This is a genomic window from Tenacibaculum lutimaris (genome assembly GCF_003610735.1).
Taxonomy (GTDB): Bacteria; Bacteroidota; Bacteroidia; order Flavobacteriales; family Flavobacteriaceae; genus Polaribacter; species Polaribacter lutimaris.
The window spans coordinates 459,711-480,056 of sequence record NZ_RAQM01000006.1 but is presented as its reverse complement, the minus strand read 5'-3'; the positions used below and the strand labels follow the sequence as shown (position 1 = coordinate 480,056).

The 20,346-nt window shown below is 33.3% G+C and carries 18 protein-coding genes and 1 tRNA gene; 10 read left to right on the top strand and 9 right to left on the bottom strand.

The window, feature by feature from the left end; translation table 11 throughout:
- Window positions 1–321: 321 nt before the first annotated feature.
- A complete protein-coding gene (locus C8N26_RS02340; RefSeq protein ID WP_120185850.1) occupies window positions 322–879 on the top strand; it encodes a carboxymuconolactone decarboxylase family protein in 558 nt (185 codons plus the stop codon).
- 107 nt (window positions 880–986) lie between these two features.
- The gene (locus tag C8N26_RS02335; protein WP_120185849.1) at window positions 987–1,349 is read left to right on the top strand and encodes a cupredoxin domain-containing protein; all 363 of its coding nucleotides are present in this window, start codon (window positions 987–989) and stop codon (window positions 1,347–1,349) included.
- A gap of 44 nt (window positions 1,350–1,393) precedes the next feature.
- On the opposite strand, the gene C8N26_RS02330 is transcribed toward C8N26_RS02335, so the two are convergent.
- The 9 genes from C8N26_RS02330 to C8N26_RS02290 all read right to left on the bottom strand — a co-directional run bounded on the left by C8N26_RS02330 (window position 1,394) and on the right by C8N26_RS02290 (window position 9,770).
- A complete protein-coding gene (locus C8N26_RS02330; RefSeq protein ID WP_120185848.1) occupies window positions 1,394–2,449 on the bottom strand; it encodes a class I SAM-dependent methyltransferase in 1,056 nt (351 codons plus the stop codon).
- A 197-nt stretch (window positions 2,450–2,646) separates the two neighbouring features.
- Window positions 2,647–2,862 carry a PLD nuclease N-terminal domain-containing protein gene (locus tag C8N26_RS02325; protein WP_120185847.1) on the bottom strand — a complete coding sequence of 72 codons (216 nt, stop codon included), beginning with the start codon at window positions 2,860–2,862 and terminating at the stop codon, window positions 2,647–2,649.
- A 151-nt stretch (window positions 2,863–3,013) separates the two neighbouring features.
- Complete coding sequence (locus C8N26_RS02320) at window positions 3,014–4,306, bottom strand: aminopeptidase P family protein (protein WP_120185846.1); 1,293 nt, start codon at window positions 4,304–4,306, stop codon at window positions 3,014–3,016.
- Between the two features lie 154 nt (window positions 4,307–4,460).
- On the bottom strand, window positions 4,461–5,045 hold the full coding sequence (locus tag C8N26_RS02315; protein ID WP_120185845.1) for a Crp/Fnr family transcriptional regulator: 585 nt from the start codon (window positions 5,043–5,045) through the stop codon (window positions 4,461–4,463).
- Between the two features lie 190 nt (window positions 5,046–5,235).
- Complete coding sequence (locus tag C8N26_RS02310) at window positions 5,236–6,018, bottom strand: DUF4382 domain-containing protein (protein WP_120185844.1); 783 nt, start codon at window positions 6,016–6,018, stop codon at window positions 5,236–5,238.
- Between the two features lie 124 nt (window positions 6,019–6,142).
- Window positions 6,143–7,465 carry a DEAD/DEAH box helicase gene (locus tag C8N26_RS02305; protein ID WP_120185843.1) on the bottom strand — a complete coding sequence of 441 codons (1,323 nt, stop codon included), beginning with the start codon at window positions 7,463–7,465 and terminating at the stop codon, window positions 6,143–6,145.
- Window positions 7,466–7,597: 132 nt separating this feature from the next.
- Window positions 7,598–7,852: a hypothetical protein gene (locus tag C8N26_RS02300; protein ID WP_120185842.1), complete on the bottom strand. Its 255-nt coding sequence runs from the start codon at window positions 7,850–7,852 to the stop codon at window positions 7,598–7,600.
- Window positions 7,853–7,936: 84 nt separating this feature from the next.
- Entirely contained in the window at window positions 7,937–8,902 is a 966-nt protein-coding gene (locus tag C8N26_RS02295; protein ID WP_120185841.1) for a succinylglutamate desuccinylase/aspartoacylase family protein, read from the bottom strand.
- Window positions 8,883–9,770, bottom strand: a complete 888-nt coding sequence (locus C8N26_RS02290; protein ID WP_120185840.1) for a RimK family alpha-L-glutamate ligase — start codon at window positions 9,768–9,770, stop codon at window positions 8,883–8,885. The genes C8N26_RS02295 and C8N26_RS02290 overlap by 20 nt, the downstream gene beginning before the upstream one ends.
- Before the next feature lie 141 nt (window positions 9,771–9,911).
- Between C8N26_RS02290 and C8N26_RS02285 the strand changes: the two genes are divergently transcribed.
- The 8 genes from C8N26_RS02285 (at window position 9,912) to C8N26_RS02250 (ending at window position 20,128) form a co-directional block, all read left to right on the top strand.
- Window positions 9,912–12,740: a VPS10 domain-containing protein gene (locus C8N26_RS02285; protein ID WP_120185839.1), complete on the top strand. Its 2,829-nt coding sequence runs from the start codon at window positions 9,912–9,914 to the stop codon at window positions 12,738–12,740.
- A gap of 99 nt (window positions 12,741–12,839) precedes the next feature.
- Entirely contained in the window at window positions 12,840–13,202 is a 363-nt protein-coding gene (gene folB / locus C8N26_RS02280; protein ID WP_120185838.1) for a dihydroneopterin aldolase, read from the top strand.
- Window positions 13,203–13,257: 55 nt separating this feature from the next.
- Window positions 13,258–13,328, top strand: a tRNA-Cys gene (locus tag C8N26_RS02275).
- A 78-nt stretch (window positions 13,329–13,406) separates the two neighbouring features.
- A complete protein-coding gene (locus tag C8N26_RS02270) occupies window positions 13,407–14,252 on the top strand; it encodes an MBL fold metallo-hydrolase (protein WP_028891547.1) in 846 nt (281 codons plus the stop codon).
- 10 nt (window positions 14,253–14,262) lie between these two features.
- Entirely contained in the window at window positions 14,263–15,903 is a 1,641-nt protein-coding gene (locus C8N26_RS02265) for a S8 family serine peptidase (protein WP_120185837.1), read from the top strand.
- Between the two features lie 69 nt (window positions 15,904–15,972).
- Entirely contained in the window at window positions 15,973–16,377 is a 405-nt protein-coding gene (locus tag C8N26_RS02260) for a hypothetical protein (RefSeq protein ID WP_147418474.1), read from the top strand.
- Window position 16,378: 1 nt separating this feature from the next.
- Entirely contained in the window at window positions 16,379–18,232 is a 1,854-nt protein-coding gene (locus C8N26_RS02255) for a M1 family metallopeptidase (protein WP_211327778.1), read from the top strand.
- A gap of 204 nt (window positions 18,233–18,436) precedes the next feature.
- Complete coding sequence (locus C8N26_RS02250) at window positions 18,437–20,128, top strand: glutamine--tRNA ligase/YqeY domain fusion protein (protein WP_120185834.1); 1,692 nt, start codon at window positions 18,437–18,439, stop codon at window positions 20,126–20,128.
- Window positions 20,129–20,346: the final 218 nt, after the last annotated feature.

Here is a 20,346-nt window from a genome sequence, read left to right as displayed (position 1 = left end):
TTTTGACGATTTAAAATTACTATTATTAATACACGGTAGTGTTATCTGCACTTTACGAAACCGTGAAGAAAATGAAGCTTTTTTGTAAGAAAATTGTTAGATAAAACAGATGTACAAGCTTTAAGAACTTTTGTCCATTTTTTGAGGTTAACTCCCGTCGCATCTTTGTATCAGAATTCAAAACCAATGAATTATGAAAACAGAAATTAACCAATGCCCTAATTGTTGGGGGTATCAAGAATATGATGAGCAGTTTCCAGAAAGAGAATTATGTAACTGTGAAAAAACAAACTAAAAAGACAATTTTAAAATAGTAAAATTATGAGTACAAGAATTAAAACATTAAACCCAGAAACTACAACAGGAAAATCGAAAGAATTATTCGAAGCTGTTCAGAAAAAAGTAGGATTTATTCCGAACATAATTAAAGTAATGGGAAATTCACCAACACTTTTACAAAGTTATTTGAGCTTAGGAGATATTGCTGTAACAGGTAATTTTTCTAATAAATTTAGAGAACAATTAGCATTGGCAATAGCTGAGGAAAATACTTGTGATTATTGTTTGTCTGCTCACACAGCTATCGGTAAAATGAATGGTTTGACAGAAGATGAAATAGAGCAAAATAGACAAGCAGAAGCATCAGACGTTAAAACTAAAGTAGGATTACAGTTTGCTCAAAGTATTACAAGAAATAGAGGAAATGTAAGTCCAGAAGAAATTGCAGAAGTTAAAGCAGTAGGATATACTGATGAAGACATTTTAGAAATTTTATTAAATGTTGTTTCTAATACATTAACTAATTATGTAAATCATATAGCAGAAACAGAAGTTGATTTTCCAAAAGTAGAAGCAGGAAAATTTACACAAAGCGTTTAAAAAACAAGTAAGTTTTGTATTCGTAAATAATATATTTTATTATTAATGGGGGACGGTTGCAGAACTACTTGTTTTAAAAAATGATAATCATAATAAAAACAATTAAAATGAAACGAATTATTATAATCTTAGTATTACTAGTTGGTGTTGTTTTTCAAGCCAATGCACAAAAAGTAAAAACAGTAACATTAGAGCAAACCAAAGGAGTTTTTACTCAAAAATCATTAACACTTCCAGCAGGGACTTATGTTTTTGAAATTTCAAATAAAAATGTAGGACATGATGTTGGGTTTGTATTAGCACCTAAAGGAAAGACAGATGAAAAACACCATATTAAAGAAGCATACGTAACCTCTTTAGTAAAGAATAACAGTAAGTCAAACACTAAAGAAGTAACGTTAGCAAAAGGAGAGTATGTATATTTTTGCCCGTTGAATCCAACACCTCAATACACATTGAAAGTAGAATAGATTTAAAAAAGCCCTTACCTAAGGGCTTTTTTAATTTGTGTTATTTATGGTTTTGCTTCAAATATTAGGTTGAATGGATTATGAGTTGCAACCCTAAATTTAGAAAAACCACCTTCATTAGCGACCATTCCTATCTTTTTTTCTCCTGCTTGAGCCCCTAAAGCAAGTCCAACTTCTTGATTTAAAGAACAAGGAGTACATATAGTGGTAGAAAATGCATAAAAAGCTCTTCCGATAGGATTAAGATTTTCTTCTAATGAATCATTAGCAAAAGGTTCTACAATCATACAAGTTCCATCAGGTTTTAGAGCTTCTTTTACATGTTTACAAGCTCCAACAGGGTCGCCCATATCGTGTAAACAATCAAAAAAACAAATAAGATCATAATCTTTACCAGGAAAATCTTTAGCTGTGGCAACTTGAAAAGTTATGTTGTTAACATTGGCATCTTCAGCTCTTTTTCTTGCTTGGTTAATAGATTCTTCATGAAAATCAAAGCCTATAAAAGTAGAATTTGGAAATGCTTTAGCCATTATAATTGTTGAAGCTGCATGACCACAACCAATATCAGCAACTTTAGCTCCTTTTTTTAATTTATCAACAACACCATCTAATGCTGGTAACCAATTATCAATCAAGTTTCCTTCATAAGATGGACTGAAAAACTTTTCGGTACCACAAAATAAACAAGTGTTATGATCTCCCCAAGAAATTCCTTTTCCTGTTTTAAAAGCTTCTTCAACTTTTGGTTCGTCATGATATACTGAAGACACAGCATAAAATCCTCCTGTCATAAAAACAGGGCTTTTCGAATTACCAAAAACAGCAGTTTGTTCAGGAGTCATGAAAAAATTATTATTAGCGGCATCATATTCTACGTACCCAGAAGCAGCTTGTGCAGCTAACCATTCTCTTACATATCTTTCTGATGTGTTTGTTTTATCTGCCAATTCATTAGAAGATAATGCTTCAGATTCTGAAAGAGATTTATACAATCCTAGTTTGTCACCAATGGTAACAAGAGGTCCATTAGCTGCAGCACCCATTTCGGTAACCACTTTTCCTAATAAGTCGTGTAGTTTTGTTTCGTTTAGTTCCATAATTAAATAGTTTAGTTGTTAGTAGAAAAACTAATGAGAAACAACACGTTAATTATGTACTAGATAAAGTAAAAAGTTTGCAAACTCATTAGTAACATGAGGAGCGAGCCGAATTTAAAAATTAAATAGATAGATAACAAAGTAAATCCCTGCTAATTAGTAGGGATTTTTTACTGTTTTTTATGATAAACTTTTGTTTACTCTTTTATTTTTTGTTCTCTTCCAATTAAGAAATATAAGACAGCGCCAAAAAAGTTGGCAAATAAAACTACTAAAACCCAAACAATTTTATTGTTTCCTTTAAACTCACTTTTTAAAATATCAACGAGAGCAATAATGGTTGGTATAATTCCAAGTAAAATAATTAAGATTAAGAGAATTTGCCAAGGACCAATCATTCCTAAATAAGTCATATAATAACAATTTTTGGAGCTAAAATAATAAAAAAGAATAGAGATCCAGTAGAAGTATTTTTTTCTTAGCTTTAGGATGAAATAAAAAAGAAAAACGTCATTACTTTTCTATTAGAAAAGTAATGACGTTTTTAATGTATGTAAAACGATACTATTTATTCATAATATCTTCTATTTCGTCTGCATCAATAGGTATGTTGCGCATTAAGTTAAATGGCTCACCTGTTTCTTGAATAACAACATCGTCTTCTAAACGAATACCAAAACCTTCCTTTGGAATATAAATACCAGGTTCTACTGTAAATACCATATTAGCTTCCATTGGTTGGTGTAACAATCCGTAGTCATGCGTATCTAATCCCATGTGGTGAGAAGTACCGTGCATAAAATACTTTTTATATGCTGGCCAATTAGGATCTTCATTTTGAACATCTGCTTTGTCTAATAAGCCTAAACCTAATAACTCAGAAGTCATTAATTTACCAACTTCTACATGATAATCAGCCCAAAGAGTTCCAGGAACTAACATTTTTGTCGCGTCATTTTTTACGCGATTTACAGCATTGTATACTGCTTTTTGTCTGTCAGTAAAACGCCCAGAAACAGGAATGGTACGAGTCATATCTGATGAATAATTTGCATATTCAGCTCCTACATCCATCAATAATAAATCACCAGCTTTACATTGTTGGTTGTTTTCAATGTAGTGTAACACGTTTGCGTTGTTACCTGATGCAATAATTGGTGTATAAGCGAATTTTTTAGAACGGTTTCTAATAAATTCGTGAATGTATTCTGCCTCTACTTCATATTCCCAAACACCAGGTTTTACGAAATCTAATACACGTCTGAATCCTTTTTCAGTAATATCACAAGCGGTTTGAATTAAATCAATCTCGATTTGATCTTTTATTGAACGTAAACGTTGTAAAATAGGATTGCTCTTTGCTACTGAATGTGCAGGATATTTATTTAATAACCATTTAGTAAAACGAGCTTCGCGAGTTTCAGTTTCAACAGTAGCACGGTAATGTTCGTTAGTGTTGATGTAAACTGTATCGGCTAAGGCCATCATTTCAGCTAATACTTTTTCTAAATCTTGTAACCAGTGTACGTTTTTTATTCCACTAGTTTCTAAAGCCTTTTCTTTGGTTAGCTTTTCACCTTCCCAAACAGCAATATGCTCATTAGTTTCACGTAAAAATAAAACTTCACGTAAATTTTCTTTCGGACAATCAGGGAATAAAATTAAGATACTCTCTTCTTGATCAACTCCGCTTAAAAAGAAAATATCTCGGTGTTGTTCAAAAGGCAGAGTACTATCTGCACTTACAGGATATATGTCGTTTGAGTTAAAAACAGCTAAACTATTTGGCTTCATTTGTGCCATAAAGTTTTTACGATTTTTAGTAAACAACTGGCTATTTATTGCATGGTATTTCATCTGTTAATAATTTATTGTTTTTTAATGGTCAGATGTAACATCTAAATTATTTTATCTCTGTTTAATTATGGATGTTTCATCATGTTTTAAATAAAACTTAATAAAGTCCTTCAAAAATACGGAAAGAAACTGTGCAAATATTAGCCATTTGGCGCTAATTTATGTTTTTTCGAATCCTACTCATGTGTCGAGTAGAAATCCCTAAAAAAGAAGCTAAATAATGTAAAGGAACTTCTTGAAGAAGCTTAGGCTCGTTAATAAGTAGTTTTTTATAACGTTCTTCAGGAGTTAACGTCAGTAAATCAATACGGTAATCATCAATTAAAAAAATTTGATTTTCTATAAAATTGTAATAAAATTGATGAAAAGCTCTGTTGTTTTTTATAAGGTGTTTAAAATCACCAATTGTTAGCCCCCAAAGTTTACAAGCACTTAAAGCTTTAATGTTTTTTGGGGAAGGAGTTTGTTGTAAAAAACTCTTTAAGGAAGAGGCGAATCCGTTTCTTAAAGCTAAATAGGTAGTTTTTTCTTGTCCAGAAACGGTAACAGCGTATTGTAAAATCCCACTTTCTACAAAACAGAAATAACGACAAGGATCTCCTTTTTTTACTAAAAACTCATTTTTAGATAAGGAAAACTCATTAAAACTATCAATAATTTCAGGGATTAAATTATTTAAGGTTTCATCATTTATGATGTTTTGTATACGCTGTGTAATAGCTTTTTTAGAAGCGTCCATTTATGGAAATAAATTTTAGCTTAAAAATATAAAAAAAGAAGCTATTTCAAAACATCTAATTTGATGTCATTTTGAATGAATTTGAGAAGTCAATTACAAAAAATATCCCTTAACTTGTAACAGATGAAATTTCCTATATTCGAAAATGACGTTTTGAAATAGCCTCTTAAAGAGTTTATCTTTATAAGAATTATTCTACTAACTCAATAGTTCCCATATCGGTGTTTTCACCTAGTACAGAATTAACTCCTTCAACAGTTTTTGGTGCTAAGCCAGAAGCCTCGTCTGGAGTAAAGGTTACGCTATAAGTACCTGCTGGCACTCCGTGTAACATAAATTTACCTTCTTCATTGGTATAGGTTGTGATTGCCTCTTCTTCTCCAGAAACAGCGCTAACTTCTACTTGATAATCAAAAGGATTTACCATTCCAGAAATAGCACCTGAAGCAGCTTCGGTAATAACTCTAATAGTTGGTTTTAAACTATAAGTACCATTACCTTCAACCACGATTGATTTGTCAACCATAAAGTCTAAAATAAAGGTATACTTTACACCTCCAACTAAATTTTGATGTACGTTTAATTTTAATCCTGATTGTTGAGCGCTAGGGGTTGCTAATGGATATAATTGTCCATCTACTACAATCGAGTTGTTATCACCTAAAACCAAACGGATTTGGCTAATTTTTCCAGCAGGAATTTCAGTATCAACTAATAAAGCATCAATACCTCCGGTTAATTCTAGTAAGTCATAAACTTGTGGGGTTACGTTCCCTAAGCTCTTCCATCCGTTTTCTCCATCATTTGCATTAATCATCACGTCTTGCACGTCAATGTTTACTGCATCGTAATCTCCTGGAGCATCAACTAAGCGAACTTCTACTTGAGATGTTTTAGGATCATCGTTAGAACAGCTAATAAAAGCGGTGAAAAAAGTTGCTAAAGCAACTAATAAAAAAACATTTTTTTTCATAATTATATTGGTTTTGTAATACACTACTATATAACAAGATTTGTACCGAAATATTGTTTTACCTAATAAGTAAAATGTCAAAAGCATTGATAATTAAAGGAGTAAAATGTTATTTTAGCTTTAACTAGTTAGATGTTTTGTTATTATTCCTTCTGTTACGGTTATTTCGCTTTCTAGGAGTATGTTTTTTTGAGCTTTCTGCCGAGGTCTTTTTTGTTTTTTTCTTTGGATCAGAAGACGTTCTAAATGATTTTTTAGCTGGTTTATTTCTAGGTTGTTGCTTTGGTCGTTCAGTTTTAACTTCATCTTTTATGGTAGATAAATCAAACCCTTCTAACTGAGAAACGATAATTTTTTGTCCTAATAACTTCTCAATACTTTTTAAGTATGCTTCCTCTTCTTGCGATACTAATGAAATAGCTTCTCCGCTAGCACCAGCTCTTCCTGTTCTACCAATTCGGTGTACATAATCTTCAGGAACGTTTGGAAGTTCAAAATTAATAACATGCGGTAGTAATGGAATGTCTAATCCACGTGCAGCAATATCAGTAGCCACCAAAACACGAATAGAGTTATCTTTAAATCCTTTTAAGGCTTTGGTTCTTGCTCCTTGACTTTTGTTTCCGTGAATAGCTGCGGCAGAAATTCCTCTTTTAACTAGTTTTTCAGTCAATCTATTAGCACCATGTTTAGTTCGAGTAAAAATTAATACCTGACTCCAATTTCCTTTTGAAATTAATTGACCAACTAATTCGGTTTTCTTGCTTTTCGGAACTTTATATAGTTTTTGATTTACTTTTTCGGCAGTTGTATTTTCAGGAGCTGCTTCAACCATCACAGGATTGTGTAAAATACCTTCTGCTAATTTTTTTATTTCTTTTGAAAAAGTTGCCGAAAACAACAAGTTTTGACGTTTTTGAGGTAAAAATGAGATAATTTTTTTAATATCTCGTAAAAAACCCATGTCAAGCATTCTGTCGGCTTCATCTAAAACCAAAACGTCTACACGTTTTAAAGAAAGTTGATTTTGTTCGTGTAAATCTATTAATCTACCAGGAGTAGCCACCAAAACATCAATTCCGTTTTTAAGTGTTGCTATTTGAGTGCTTGGTTTTACTCCGCCAAAAATAGCGGTAGATTTAATATTTAAATGTGTACTGTATTCGCGTACATTATCATAAACTTGCGCCGCTAATTCTCTTGTAGGTGTTAGTACCAATGCTTTGATTGGACGATATTTTGGATTCTTTTTTTCTGATATATTTTGTAAAATAGGCAAGGTAAATCCTGCAGTTTTCCCTGTTCCGGTTTGTGCAGAAGCTAATACGTCTTTGCCTTCTAAAATAACTGGAATTGCTTTTTCTTGAATAGGAGAGGGGGTTTCGTACCCTTTTTCGGTTACAGCTTTCACTAAAGCTTTTGATAAACCTAACGATGTAAATGTCATATATAATTCTTCAGTAGGATCTAAATTAAGACACCACTATGAGCTTACAAAGGTACTGCTATTTATTGGGCTTCGTCTATAAATAAAAAAGACGCCTTATTTAGGGCGTCTTTTCTTTAGTTTTATTTGTGTTTAACTTTTAGCCATGGCGCTTTTAATGATACCAACAATAACCAGTAAAACAGCTCCACCAACACCACTTCCAGCAATGTTTCCGATAATACCAGAAATATCAATGTTTAGCATTCCTAACAGTTGAGCTCCGAGGCCACCACCAAAAATCCCTACAACAGAGTTCCAAAGGGTGCCTAAAGAATACTTTTTTAATACAGCTCCTGCAAGATTACCTCCTACAGCACCGCTTAATAAGCTAATAAGAAATTCCATAATCTATAATTTTTGATTAGTTAATTAGTTAATTTGAATTGAAGAACGTAAAAAATAAATTATAAAACAAATAAAATCAATTAGTTATGTATTTCCTAGGTGAAATAAAGCATCTCCCATATTAATAATTGGAAAGTTATTTTTAGCAATGATATAGCCATTTGCTGAAGATTTTACAGTAAAGTTTGTTTCCCCATAAGTATCCATAATATGCCCTAAAATTTGTCCTTTTTCTACTTTTTCACCATTATGAACCGTTGGTGTAAAGAGTCCTGCAACTTTAGCACGTATCCATCTTCTTTTTTTAATGTGAATAGAAGATTTTTTTTTAGGAACTTGAACTTTTTCATGTATCATTTTAAAGTGTTTTAAAACACGAAGTGTTCCGTCAATTCCTTGTTGAATGGCTTTTTCTTCTAGTCTTAATGATTCTCCTCCTTCATATACAATTACAGGAATATTGTTTTTATAGCATTGATTTCTAAAAGATTTTGGAATAAGGCTAGAACCAAACATAAAAGGAGCATTAAAAATATTGGCTAGTTGAAGCCCTATCTCATCTTGAGGGGTGTATCGTATTTGTGGAAAATTGTTACGTTGTTCACCGCCTGTATGATAATCAATAGCGAAATCTACATTATTAGTTATTTCTTTTATCAGATAATATGCCATTCTGCTGGCTAAAGATCCTGTTTTTGACCCAGGAAAGCTTCGATTTACATCTTTACCATGCATGTCGCGAGACATGTTTAAGAAACCAAATACATTTAATAAAGGCACGACAATAACACAACCACGATGAATTTTATACGATTTATCAATTAACATTCTTCGTACCAATTCTACGCTATTTACCTCGTCTCCATGCAAACCGCCTTGTAATAAAATAGTTGGCCCCACTTCATCACCATTAAAAATATATACAGGAATTTCTATGAGGGTTCCTGTAGGTAATCGGTCAATTGGAATTCGGATGAGTTTAGATTCACCCAACTTTATCTTTTGCCCTCTTATTTCTATGGTTTCGTTTTTAAAGTTTTGGTAGAACATTTTCTTCTAAAAATTTAATAATAGTTTTAGCAATATTATCTTTGGTATATGTTTCAATTCCTTGTAATCCAGGAGTCGAGTTAACTTCAATTAATAAGGGACCTCTTTTTGATCGTATCATATCAACGCCAGCAATAGGAAGTTCTAAGTATCGAGCTGCTTTAATAGCTATTTCTTCTTCCTCAGCAGTTAAAGTAACTTTGTGTCCACTTCCTCCTTTATGAATATTAGAACGAAAATCATCATCTAACCCTTTGCGTTTCATTGAAGAAATTACTTTATTTCCAACTACAAAAGCACGAATATCTTCGCTATTACTTTCTTTAATGAATTCTTGTAATAAAATACCGGTATTAGAACTGTATAAAGTATCAATAATAGAAATAGCAGATTTTTTACTTTCTGCTAAAATTACTCCAGATCCGTGTGTGCCTTCTTGTAATTTAATTATGATAGGAGCTTCTCCTAATAAATCTATTTGTTCTGCTACATTTTCAGGATTTACTGAAAAAACAGTTTGTGGTATCGGTAACTCATTTCTATTGGCTATTTGTAAGGTCTCTATTTTGTTTTGTGCTTTTAAAATGCCCGATGAATTAGCAGTACTGTACACTCCGTTTAGTTCAAACTCTTTAACCACAGCAGCTCCATGTCTCATTGCAGAAAAGCCTATTCGAGGTATTATTACATCGGGAATATCAACAATGTCTTTGCCCTGATAAATAATTGCAGGTTTACCTTTGCCTAGTTTGATAGAGCATTTTAAATGATTGACAATTTCAACTTTATGACCTCTACGAAGAGCTTCTTTGTATATTCTTTGTGTTGAATAAATATGTTCGCTAACAGAAAGAATAAAAATAGTCATAGCTTTATGTAATTGAGTTAACACAAATCTAATAATTTTTTGTGGGTGTATTACTTGGAGGAAATACCCCAAATTTCTGTTAATTTTTTTGAAATAGTTTTTACTTACAGTATTTTCACCAACTTACTAAACCAAATGATCATGAAAAACTTAGCAAAAGTTTGTATTGCTTTGTTGCCATTTACAGTAGTTGCTCAACAACCTACTTCAGCAGAAAAAATACAAGAGGCTTTACAGCAAAAAGAAGCATTGACAAAAAACTCCACGGTAAAAAACATTTCATTTAAAAGTATTGGACCTACAGTAATGAGTGGACGTGTGGTAGATATTGATGTAAACCCAATAGACCCAACAGAATTTTATGTAGGATATGCCTCTGGAGGAGTATGGCATACCAATAATAACGGAACGACTTTTACTCCAATATTAGACAACTCTCCTACACAAAATGTAGGTGATATTGCTGTAGATTGGAAAAACGGAACAATTTGGGTAGGTACGGGAGAAAATAATTCTTCTCGTTCGTCGTATGCAGGAATCGGGATTTTAAAATCTACCGACAAAGGTAAAACTTGGGCAAATGTAGGACTACTTGATTCTCACCATATAGGTCGTATTTTAATCAATCCAAACAACCCAGATGAGGTAATCGTTGGTTCTATAGGTCATTTATACTCATCTAATAATGAAAGAGGAGTTTTTAAAACTTCTGATGGAGGTAAAACATGGACAAAAACCTTGTTTATTGATGAAAATACAGGAATTATAGATATTCAGCCTGTACCAAATAACTTTAATATTTTATATGCTGCTGCATGGGAACGTGAGCGTAAAGCATGGAATTTTGATGGAGACGGAAAAAATTCAGCAATTTATAAATCGACAGATGCAGGAAATACATGGACTAAAATTTCTGAGAACAATGGTTTTCCTAACGGAGATGGAGTAGGAAGAATTGGTTTAGCGGTTTATGATGAAAACACAGTGTATGCTTTTCACGATAGTCAATTCCGAAGAAAGAAAGATTCTACGAAGCAAGCTAAAGGTTCAGGAGCTTTGACAAAAGAAGAACTTGCTTCAATTTCGACAGATGAACTTTTAAATATGAAAGACAAAAAATTGAATTCATATATTAAAATGAATGGTCTTCAAGAGAAATATCGTGCAGAAAATATTAAACAAATCATTCGCTCAAGTCCAGGAGAAATGAGACCTAGTGATTTGGTTGGTTACTTAAAAGACGCTAATGCTGCATTATTTGATACTCCAGTAATAGGAGCGGAGGTTTTTAAAACGATCAACGGAGGAAAAACATGGAAAAAAACACATGAAGGGTATTTAGATGATTTGTACTATTCATATGGATACTATTTTGGGGAAGTTCGTGTAGACCCGCAAGATGAAAATGGAATTTACGTATTAGGAGTTCCTATTTTAAAATCAAAAGATGGAGGAAAAACATTTACATCTATTAGTAAAGAAAATGTACATGCCGATCATCAAGCATTATGGGTAAATCCTAAAAAACAAGGACACCTAATTGATGGTAATGATGGAGGATTAAATATTTCATACGATGATGGTGAAAGCTGGATTAAATTAAATCAACCAGCAGTTGGTCAATTTTATACCGTATATGCGGATAATCAAGAAGTGTACAAGGTATATGGTGGATTACAAGACAACGGAGTTTGGGTAGGAAATCATAATGCAAAAATTGACAAAAGCTGGCATCAAACAGGAAAGAATCCTTATGAAAGTTTAATGGGAGGTGATGGTATGCAGGTTGCTGTTGATGATAGAAACCCTAATATTGTATATACGGGGTATCAATTTGGAAACTATTATCGAATTGATAGAGCTACGGGAAAACAAACCTATATTCAGCCAAAACCAAAAAAAGATAAGCCAGCATATCGATTTAATTGGCAAACACCAATTTTGTTGTCAAAACACAATCAAGATATCTTGTATTTAGGAGGGAATAAGTTACACCGTTCACTAAATAAAGGTGATGATTGGGAAGAAATCTCAGGAGATTTAACCAAAGGAGAAAAAGAAGGCAATGTAGCTTACGGAACATTAACTACTATTTCTGAAAGTTCGTTTCAATTTGGGTTAATCTATGTAGGATCTGATGATGGGTTGGTACAAGTGACTAAAAACGGAGGAGGAAGTTGGGAGAAAATTTCTAATTCTTTTCCGCAAAACTTATGGGTAAGTCGTGTAATAGCTTCAAAGTATAAGAAAGAGCGTGTATATGTTACGTTAAATGGGTATCGTTTTGATGATTTTACTCCGTATGTGTACGTTTCTGATGATTACGGAAAAACATGGAAAAGCATTAGTAGTAATATTCCAACTTCTGCGGTAAATGTGATTAAGGAAGATCCAGAAAAAGAAAATATTTTATACCTAGGAACCGATAACGGATTGTATGTTTCTTTTAATCAAGGAGAAACTTGGGAAGCGTTTAGTAATGGTTTACCAAATGTAGCAGTGCACGATTTAGTAATTCAACCAAAAGCAAAACATTTATTAGTAGGTACCCACGGACGTAGTTTATACAAAGCAGATGTTACTTCGTTACAAGAGTTTAACAGTAAAGAAGCTATTTTTAGTATAAAGAATATTAAAAAAAGAAATTCTTGGGGAAGCTCTTGGAGTAAGTGGTTAGAGCCTTATACACCAAGTGTTACCATTCCATTTTATGTAAATTCTGATAAAGAGCTTGTGTTAGAAGTGTATTCTTCAGATGATATCTTGGTAAACACTATAAAAATGAATGCAACAAAAGGATTTAACGAGGTTGTATATGATGTTTCTTTTTCAGAAAAAGGAAGAAAGAAATACATGAAAAAACATAAAGAGGCTGAAATTAAAAAAGCAAAGAATGACAATTATTATTTACCTAAAGGAAAATATAAAGTGACTATAGGTGGATTGACTCAAACATTCGAAATTCTTTAAAAAAAGAAATTATAAAGGAGGAAAACAATTTTATTTTCCTCTTTTTTTTGAAATAAAATTTACACGACTTAAATAAAGAAACATTACTATTTTTGCGACATGGGAATAATACGTGTAAACGACATTCGTGTTTTTACAAATCACGGATGCTTAGATGAAGAAGCAAGAATAGGATCGGAATATAGAGTAGATATCGAAGTAAAAGCCGATTTACAAAAATCAGCACAAACTGATGATTTGGTTGATACAGTAGATTATGTGCATTTGAATCAAATTGTAAAAGAAGAAATGGCAATTCGTTCTAAATTACTAGAGCATGTTGCAAAACGAATTTTAGAAAGAATCTTTAGGGAGATACAATTAGTTGATGAAGCGGAGGTTAGCGTAGCAAAAATTAATCCACCTATTGGAGGAAATGTTGCTGAGGTAGCAATTGTTTTGTCGGAAGTGCGTAAAAAGTAAAAAAAGCTTGCAAAAAAAGATAAAAGCTGTAAATTTGCAGTCCTTATCAATATAAGGTGTCGTGGCCGAGTGGCTAGGCAGTGGTCTGCAACACCATCTACAGCGGTTCGAATCCGCTCGACACCTCTAAAAGCACATCGTATAGATGTGCTTTTTTGTTTTTATTAACAAATTAATTCGCTAAAATTCTGCATCTTTGTCGTTATGCGAATTTATCCGATAGAAACAGGTAACTTTAAATTAGACGGAGGCGCTATGTTTGGCGTGGTTCCAAAATCGATTTGGCAGAAGACAAATCCAGCCGATGAAAACAATATGATCTCAATGGGCATGCGTTGTATGTTGATTGAAGATGGAGATCGATTAACCTTAATCGATACGGGAATTGGAAATAAACAGTCCGATAAATTTTTTGGTTATTATTATTTATATGGAGACTTTTCATTAGACACTTCTTTAGCAAAATATGGTTTCCATAGAGATGACATCACCGATGTATTTTTAACACACTTACATTTTGATCACTGTGGAGGAGCAATACAATGGAATAAAGATAGAACAGGGTACGAGCCAGCCTTTAAAAACGCACGTTTTTGGAGTAACCAACGTCACTGGGATTGGGCTGTTCACCCTAATGCACGTGAAAAAGCGTCCTTCTTAAAAGAAAACATCTTACCAATTGAAGAAAGTGGACAGCTAAATTTTTTGCATCTAAACGCAAAAGATTATGTTGGTTTTGATGTTTTATTTAAAGACGGGCACACAGAAAAACAGATGTTGCCTAAAATAGAATACCAAGGAAAAACCTTAGTATTTATGGCAGATTTGTTACCAACAGCAGGACACGTTCCATTACCGTATGTAATGGGTTATGATACAAGACCGCTACTTACCTTAAAAGAAAAAGAAGCTTTCTTAAATGAAGCTGCCGATAAAGAGTTTTACCTGTTTTTAGAGCACGATGCTTATAATGAGCTAATAACTGTAAAACATACTGAAAAAGGAGTTCGCTTAAAAGAGACATTTAAATTTACAGATATTTTTAATTAAGATAGAGATTATGAGAGTTTTAAAGCCCGTATTTTACTCGGCAATTGCAGTAGCTACTTTAGCTAGTTGTAACACAGTAAGCAAAATCCCTGTACCAGCAGGAAGCAATACAGTAGTTAATATTCCAGCAAAAAAAGCTGAGTTAACAGATTATGAACAAGAAAACTGGCAACACTTAGATTTAGCAACTGATACAATTCCTGGAATGAGCGTTAACAAAGCGTATGAATTCTTAAAAGGAAAAAAACATGTTGAGGTTGTTGTTGGTGTAGTTGATTCGGGTACTGATTTAAAACACGAAGATTTAGTAGATGTAGCTTGGGTAAACACCAAAGAAGTTGCAGGAGATGGAAAAGACAATGATAAAAATGGTTATGTTGATGATATCAACGGATGGAACTTTTTAGGAGATTCATATAAAGAGCACTTAGAGTACGAGCGTATTTTAATGAAGCCAGAAGTTGCAGATGCTGAAACCTTAGCAGAAGTAAAAGCTTTTCAAGCTGAAAAAGTAGATGAAGCTAAGAAAACAGTTGGTCGCTACGGTAACTTAAAAACAGGAGCAATTGAGTCTGATAAAGCATTAACAAAATACTTCGGAAAATCTTCTTACACAAAAGAGGAAGTTGAGGCTATCAATACAAACGATCCAATGATAGGTAATGCAAAGGAATTTGCAACTAGAATGTTAGGATACTTTGATTCGTTAACTGAAGCAAAAGAGTACTTTGAAAAAGGTATTAAAAATGCTCAAAAAACAATTGATGGAGAAAACTTAAAAACAGATTACCGTACAGTAGTAGGAGACAATGCTTACGATATTAACGATAAGCCAGGATATGGAAACGGTAACACAGGGCACTCTGAAAAAGGAGAAGCTCACGGTTCTCACGTATCAGGAATTGTTGGTGCAACTCGTAGCAATGGTAAAGGTATGGATGGTGTTGCTAATAACGTAAAAATTATGGCAGTTCGTTCAGTTTCTGACGGAGATGAGTATGATAAAGACGTAGCGTTAGGTATTCGTTATGCAGTTGATAATGGAGCAAAAGTAATCAACACAAGTTTTGGTAAAGCATTTTCACCAAACAAAGAGTGGGTTTACGATGCAATTAAGTATGCGGCTTCTAAAGACGTATTAATTGTAAACGCAGCAGGAAATGATGGTAAAAACATTGATGTTGAAAAAACATTCCCTAACGATGCTCCAGATTTATTAACTGAGGTTGCAGATAACTTCTTAACAATTGGTGCAATGAGCGCTAATTACAATGAGAATTTACCAGCAACATTCTCTAACTACGGTAAAAAGAATGTAGATGTATTTGCTCCAGGAGTGCAAGTATATTCAACTACTCCTGACAATGAGTACAAGAAATTCAACGGAACTTCTATGGCTTCTCCAGCAGCAGCAGGGGTAGCAGCATTAGTACGTTCTTACTATCCTAAATTAACAGCAAGTCAAGTAAAGCACATCTTAATGAATTCAGGAACTAAGATTGATTTTGAAGTTGTAAAACCAGGAACAGGAGCTAGATATGGTAATGAGCCTGTAAAAGTTCCTTTCTCAGAATTATCAGTTTCAGGACGTGTTGTAAACGCTTACAATGCAGTTAGAATGGCTGATAGAATGGTTAACGGAAGAAAATAAGACTAATATAAATTAGCTAAAAAAGAGCATTATTTTTTGATGCTCTTTTTTTGTTATAATGAAAAAGCTATGCAATTAGAGTTCAATAAAAAAACAGAAGAACTAACTATTAAAGACGAAGTACCTAAGCATTCTTGGTTAGTTGTAATTTTAATGTTTGTTAACGGTGTTAATATGGGAGTTCAACTATACTTAATGAGTTATCAAAATAATGAATTATTGTTTAGTTTTATGTTTCTATTGGCTTTAGTTTCAGTAGCAGTAATATTGTATTACGTTGTAAAAAGATCGTGGAAGTCTAAATATTCATTAAAAGAAATAGCAGGACTAGAAACAAAAGTAGCTTACGGAAGAGAACGTATTTTTTTAAAGTTACAAAACGGAAAAAGACGTAGTTTTCCAATATTAAAAAATGAAGAAGAATTAAAGAGTTTGAAAAGAACACTAACCTCAATGGGAATTAAACCAGTTTAATATGAAGAAAATAATTTTTAGCCTTTTATTATTGCCAATAGTTTCATGTGCTACAATGAAAAACGGCACTGATACTAATGTGGTAAAAGCACATGAGAATAAGCAAACTACCAATAATGGCTATTGGCAACAGCATGTAGATTATACAATGGATATTGATATGGATGTAAAAACCTATCAATACAAAGGAATTCAAAAACTGGTGTACACAAATAATTCACCAGATGTGTTAGATAAAGTGTTTTATCATTTATACTTTAATGCTTTTCAGCCTAACTCTCAAATGGATGTTCGCTCGAGAAACATTCAAGATCCAGATAGAAGAGTAGGAGACAGAATTAGTAAATTATCACCATCAGAAATAGGATATATCAAAGTAAACTCTTTAAAACAAAATGGAACAGCGGTAAACCATGAAACTGTTGGAACTATTTTAGAGGTTACGTTAAATGAGCCAATTCAACCAGGGCAAAGCGTAACTTTTGATATGATTTTTGATGCTCAAGTACCAAAACAAATCCGTCGTTCAGGGCGTAATAGTGCAGAGGGAGTAGCTTTGTCTATGACACAATGGTATCCTAAAATGGCAGAATACGATTTTGAAGGTTGGCATACACCACCATACTTAGGAAGAGAGTTTCACGGAGTTTGGGGTAATTTTGATGTAACATTACATATTGACAAGAACTATGTAGTTGGAGGAACAGGATATGTACAAAATCCACAAGAAGTAGGTCATGGTTACGAAGATAAAAAGCAACCATTAAACCTTCCTTCAGGAGATAAATTAACTTGGAAATTTACAGCACCAGATGTACATGATTTTACATGGGGGGCAGATCCGGAGTTTATTCACGATACATATAAAATGAAAAACGGTATCGATTTACATTTCTTATACAAAAAAACATTAGATGCTGAATATTTAGCAAACTGGAAGAAGTTACAACCAAAAACAGCTGAGTTAATGGAGTATTTCAGTAAGCATATAGGTGAGTATCCGTACAAGCAATACTCAGTTATCCAAGGAGGAGATGGAGGTATGGAGTATGCAATGTGTACACTAATTACTGGGCAACGTAAATGGGGAAGCTTATTTGGTGTAACAGCACACGAATTAGCGCATACTTGGTTCCAATTCTTATTAGCAACGAACGAAAGCAAGCACCCTTGGATGGATGAAGGGTTTACAACCTATATTTCAAACAAAGCAGAAAATGAAATCTTAAGAGAAGGAAAAGAAAATCCGCATGCTGGTTCTTACAGAGGATACAATTATGTGGTGGGAAATAATATTGAAGAGCCTTTAACAACGCATGCTGATAGATATCATACTAATACAGCATATGGAGTTGCAAGTTATTCTAAAGGGAACATTTTCTTATCACAATTAGAATATATTATTGGGGAAGAAAATGTAGCAAAAACCTTAAAAAAGTATTTTGAAGATTTTGCGTTTAAACACCCAACACCCAACGACATTAAGCGTACAGCCGAAAAAGTTTCAGGACTTCAGTTAGATTGGTATTTAAATGAATGGACTCAAACAACACATACTATTGATTACGGAATTAAGTCTGTTAATGGAAAAGTAATTACCTTAGAGCGTATTGGTCAAATGCCAATGCCTATTGATGTTGAGGTAACGTATACAGATGGTTCAAAAGAATCATTCAATATTCCGTTACGTATGATGCGTGGAGAAAAACCAACCAACGCTACAGTTATTACCGATTGGACTTTTGCACATCCAACATATACTTTTACAACCCAAAAGGATGTGAAATCAGTTGAAATTGATCCGTCTAAATTAATGGCAGATGTAAATCAGGCAAACAATTCTTACGGTAAATAAAACCGAATTGTATAAAAATAAAAAAACGGAAACTTGTTTAGGTTTCCGTTTTTTTGTTGTAAAAGTTTAATCCTTAGTTTTCTTTGTGTAAATATCTCACAGATTCTATGTAATTTTGTGGCTTAATTTCACCAATAAATTCTTTTAAGAGGGATTGATGGAAGAAATTACAGAAGATTGAACAAAGACAATTAACAATTCAGAATGTCAGAAGAAAAGAAATCATTGAATTTTTTAGAGCAAATTATTGAAGAGGATTTGGCAAACGGAATGCCAAAAGAAAATTTACGTTTTCGTTTTCCACCAGAACCAAATGGGTATTTACACATTGGGCATACTAAAGCTATTGGTATAAGTTTTGGTTTAGGAGAAAAGTACAACGCTCCTGTAAACCTTCGTTTTGATGATACCAACCCAGCAAAAGAAGAGCAAGAGTATGTAGATGCTATTAAGCGCGATGTAGCTTGGTTAGGGTATCAATGGGAAAACGAATGTTATTCTTCTGATTATTTCCAGCAGCTTTATGATTGGGCAGTTCAATTAATTAAAGATGGAAAAGCGTATGTAGATAGTCAATCTTCAGAAGCAATGGCTGAACAAAAAGGAACACCAACGCAACCAGGAGTTGCAGGTCCTTATCGTGACAGAAGTGTAGAAGAAAACCTAGATTTATTCACACGCATGAAAAATGGTGAGTTTGATGAAGGTTCGCATGTTTTACGTGCTAAAATTGATATGACTTCACCAAACATGTTAATGCGTGACCCTATTATGTATCGTATCTTAAAAAAGGCACACCACCGTACAGGAAACGATTGGGTAATTTACCCAATGTACGATTGGACGCATGGTGAAAGTGATTATATAGAGCAAATTTCACACTCGTTATGTTCATTAGAATTTAAACCTCACCGTGAGCTTTACAATTGGTTTAGAGATAATGTGTATGAGTATAGTCAATCAGAATATCCATTACCACCAAAACAACGTGAGTTTTCACGTTTAAACTTAAGCTATACAGTGATGAGTAAGCGTAAGCTGATGAAGTTGGTAGAAGAAGGTGTTGTTTCTGGATGGGATGATCCACGCATGCCAACTATTTCAGGGTTACGTCGTCGTGGTTATACACCTGCTTCTATCCGTAGTTTCGTGGAAACTGTAGGGGTTTCAAAACGTGAAAATGTGATTGATGTAGCGTTGTTAGAGTTTAAAATCCGTGAAGATTTAAACAAAACGGCGAACAGAGTAATGGCAGTTTTAGATCCTGTGAAGTTGGTAATTACGAACTATCCTGAAGGAGAAGAGGAAATTTTAATTGCAGAAAATAATCCTGAAGATGAAAACTCAGGATCAAGAGAAGTGCCTTTTTCAAAAGAATTGTACATTGAAAGAGACGATTTTAAAGAAGAAGCAAATAAGAAATATTTCCGTTTAACCATTGGTAAAGAAGTTCGTTTAAAGAATGCTTATATCATAAAAGGAGAATCTTGTATAAAAGACGAAAATGGAAATATTACTGAAATCCACTGTACGTACGATCCGTTAAGTAAATCAGGAAGCGGAACAGAAGAAAGTAAGCGTAAAGTAAAAGGAACGATTCATTGGGTGTCGAAAAAGCACGCAGTAAAAGCTGAGGTAAGAGCGTACGATCGTTTATTTTTAGATGAAGCTCCAGACAGTCATAAAGACAAAGATTTTATGGAGTTTTTAAACCCGAATTCGTTGGAGAAAATTACTGCTTACGTTGAGCCTAGTTTGCAAACGGCAAAGATTGGAGACCGTTTCCAATTTCAACGTTTAGGGTATTTTAATGTGGATGATGATTCAACTTCAGAAGCTTTAGTATTCAACAAAACAGTAGGTTTACGTGATACTTGGGCAAAAAAGAATAACTAGAAAAAATATTAGAATTAATAATAAAAAACCGCTGCTTTTACGATAAAAGTAGCGGTTTTCTTTTAACAAAAAATCGATTTTCACTTTTCATCAGAATATGTATCTTTACAGATTAAGGAAAGACGTGATAAAAAAGATTTTATCTAGTTGAAAGTCAATAATAAAAAATGCTTTTTGATACTGTATAAACTACAGGTTTAAAAAGCTTTTAAAAATAT